General features: G+C 65.3%; 4 protein-coding genes. 3 read left to right on the top strand and 1 reads right to left on the bottom strand.

Annotated features, from left to right (window positions below; translation table 11 throughout):
- The 3 genes from HP546_RS28310 to HP546_RS28300 all read left to right on the top strand — a co-directional run.
- Nucleotides 1–278: glycosyltransferase (locus tag HP546_RS28310; RefSeq protein ID WP_172232548.1), on the top strand; the 278-nt coding region annotated here is incomplete at its 5' end.
- Nucleotides 271–1035 (top strand): DUF2334 domain-containing protein, encoded by a 765-nt coding sequence (locus tag HP546_RS28305; protein WP_172232545.1) that lies wholly within the window; start codon nt 271–273, stop codon nt 1033–1035. The genes HP546_RS28310 and HP546_RS28305, both read left to right, overlap by 8 nt.
- Entirely contained in the window at nt 1032–2024 is a 993-nt protein-coding gene (locus HP546_RS28300; RefSeq protein WP_172232542.1) for a lysylphosphatidylglycerol synthase transmembrane domain-containing protein, read from the top strand. The genes HP546_RS28305 and HP546_RS28300 overlap by 4 nt, the downstream gene beginning before the upstream one ends.
- Before the next feature lie 188 nt (nt 2025–2212).
- Here HP546_RS28300 and purU read toward each other — a convergent pair.
- Nucleotides 2213–3061, bottom strand: an 849-nt coding sequence (gene purU / locus HP546_RS28295; RefSeq protein WP_172232539.1) for a formyltetrahydrofolate deformylase, incomplete at its 5' end; no start/stop codon positions are given.

The raw sequence follows: 3061 nt of genomic DNA, 5'->3' as shown, positions 1-3061 counted from the left end.
TCGAAGCGATGGCCAGCGCTACACCGGTGGTGGCTGTGCGCGCCGGGGCTTTCAGTGAAATCGTCAACGAACAGTGCGGGCGCTTGTGTCGCCCCAACGATGGCCAGGCCATGGCGGCGGCCGTGCGCGAAGCGTTCGAGGCAGGCGTGCGAACCCTCGGCACCCAGGCGCGCAACCACGTGGAGCAACACTATTCCTGGGACAACGTGGTGGCCGGCCTGCTGCAGCACTACCAGGCCGTGCTTGGCCACCAGCCGCAGGTCCGCGCGCATGGCTGAGCCCATGCCGGGACCGCCCAGCCTGATGCTGGTGCTGCACGATGTCGCGCCGGAGACCTGGCCAGACTACCAACCGTTCGTCCAGGCCATCGATGCCATCGGCGGCATCCCCATGACCTGGCTGGTGGTTCCGGACTTCCACCAGCGTAATCCCTTGCAGCGCTCGCCATCCTTCTGCCACCTGCTGGAACAACGCCTGGCGCAGGGCGACGAGTTGGCCCTGCATGGCTTTTATCATGCCGACAGCGGCCCACCACCGCGCACGCCAGGCGAATACTTCATGCGCCGCATCTACACCCACGAAGGCGAGTTCTATGCCCTCGACCAGCAACAGGCCCTGCAGCGCCTGGAAGCTGGGCTGGCGCTGTTCAGCCAGCAGGGCTGGCCGGTAGCGGGCTTTGTCGCACCGGCCTGGCTGATGAGCGAAGGCACCCGCCAGGCTCTGCGCAGCCTGCCGCTGCGCTACACCAGCACGCCGCAGCACCTGTACCGGCTGCCGGATTTCACTGCCATCGAAGCCCCGGGGCTGGTCTGGAGCGCCCGCAGCGCATGGCGTCGCGGTCTCTCGCGAGTGCTCTGCGACTGGCAATGCCGACGCTGGCGCGATGCCGACACCTTGCGCCTTGGCCTGCACCCGGTAGACATGCGCCACCGCACATCCCGCGAGTACTGGCTGAACACCGTGCAAACCTTGCTGGCCCAAGGCCGTCAACCACTGACCAAGTCGGCCTGGCTGGACAGCCGGGCCAACGCATGAACCGCCTGGCCTGGCTCGGCCTGGCATTGCTTGGCGCGGTGCTGGTGCCAACCTTGCTCGGCGGCAGCGAACTGCTGCCGAGGCTGCAGCGCTTCGACCCGACACTGCTGCTGACCCTGCTGGGCATGATCCTGCTGTGCTGGGTGATCAATGCCATCCGTCTGCGCCTGCTGCTCGGCCAGCATGGCGCACGGCTGGGGCCCATGCGCAGCCTGGGCGTGGTGATGGCCACCGAGTTCGCGATCTGCACCACGCCCGGTGGCAGCGGCGGGCCGTTGACCTTGATGGCCCTGCTATCACGCGACCGCATACGCCCGGCGCACAGCGGTGCAGTGTTCGCCATGGACCAGTTGAACGACCTGGTGTTCTTCTTCTGCGCGATGCTGGCGATTGCTGGCTACGCGCTGTTTCACAGCCTGGGGCGTAGCCAGCAGAGCATGCTGCTGGGCAGTGCATTGATGTTGTGCACGGCGCTGGCCGGGTTGATCGGGCTATTGCGCTACCGGCGCACGGTGATGCGCGTCAACGGCAGGCTGCTGCAGCGCCTGGGCGTAGGCCGACAGCGCCAACGCCGCTGGGCGCGCAAAGTACTGCACTTCATTGATGCGCTGGCGCAGACCTGGCGCCTGCCCAAGCGCACGCTGACCCTGGTGTTCACCCTGACCTGCGCACACTGGAGCCTTCGCTACAGCGTGTTGTACCTGGTGTTGCGGGGGCTGGGCGTGGACCTGGCGTGGATCCCCAGCTTCCTGGTGCAGATGCTCTCGCTCAGTGCAGGGCAGTTCAGCCTGCTACCGGGAGGGGCCGGTGCCGCCGAGCTGACTTCGGCCAGCCTGCTGACGCCACTGGTGGGCAGTTCGACCGCGGCTGCGGCGATCCTGATATGGCGGGCGGTTACCTACTACTTCTACCTGCTGGCGGGTGGGCCGGTGTTTGTGTGCCTGCTGGCGCGTCCGTTGCTGGAGCGCTGGCGGCGCCAGGCGGGTTGAGCTGCTGCCAGAGTTCGACAGCGCCCGGGAAATCGGTACCGTCGGTGTCGGCCAGGGCTTCAGGGTCGAAACGGGCCAGGCAGCCTTCGCCGAGCGTAGGTGGGGGTGAAGCGGTGGGTTGGTTGCGCTGTCCGGGCATTGGTGTCTCCCTCAGATGTGCTGGGGGGCGCTTTGCGCCCCCTGCGCAATCAGTCAAACACTACCGTCTTGTTGCCATGTACCAGCACGCGGTCTTCCAGGTGATAACGCAAGCCACGGGCCAACACCATCTTCTCGACATCGCGGCCAAAGCGGACCATGTCCTCGATGCTGTCGGCATGGCTGACACGCACCACGTCCTGCTCGATGATCGGGCCGGCGTCCAGTTCTTCGGTCACGTAATGGCAGGTTGCGCCGATCAGCTTCACGCCACGCAAGGCAGCCTGGTGGTACGGCTTGGCACCGACAAACGAGGGCAAGAAGCTGTGGTGGATGTTGATGACCTTCTCGGCGTAGTCCTGGCACAGCTGCGGCGGCAGGATCTGCATGTAGCGGGCCAGCACCACCACGTCGGCAGTGTGCTCCTGAACCAGGCGCGATACTTCGGCAAAGGCCGGGGCCTTGTCCTTGGGGTCGACGGGTACATGGAAGAACGGAATACCGTGCCACTCGACCATGCTGCGCAGGTCGTCATGGTTGGAGATCACGCACGGGATCTCGCAGTCCAGTTCATCGGTGTGCCAGCGGTGCAACAGGTCGGCCAGGCAATGCGACTCGCGGCTGGCCATCAGCACGACGCGCTTCTTTTGCGCAGAGTCGGTAACCCGCCAGGTCATGGAGAACTCTTCGGCAATCGGCGCAAACGCTTCGCGGAAGGCCTCGATACCGAACGGCAACGATTCGGCGCGGATTTCATGACGCATGAAGAACCAGCCGCTCTGCTCATCGGAGTGGTGACTGGCTTCGTTGATCCAGCCATTGTACAGGGCCAGGAAATTACTGACTTTCGCCACGATGCCAACACGGTCGGGGCAGGCGATCACCAGACGATAGGTGCG

Origin of the sequence: Pseudomonas sp. CM25 (assembly GCF_013179705.1) — a bacterium.
Lineage (GTDB): Bacteria > Pseudomonadota > Gammaproteobacteria > Pseudomonadales > Pseudomonadaceae > Aquipseudomonas.
The sequence above is the reverse complement of the archived record's forward strand: the minus strand, read 5'-3'. Positions and strand labels throughout refer to the sequence as shown.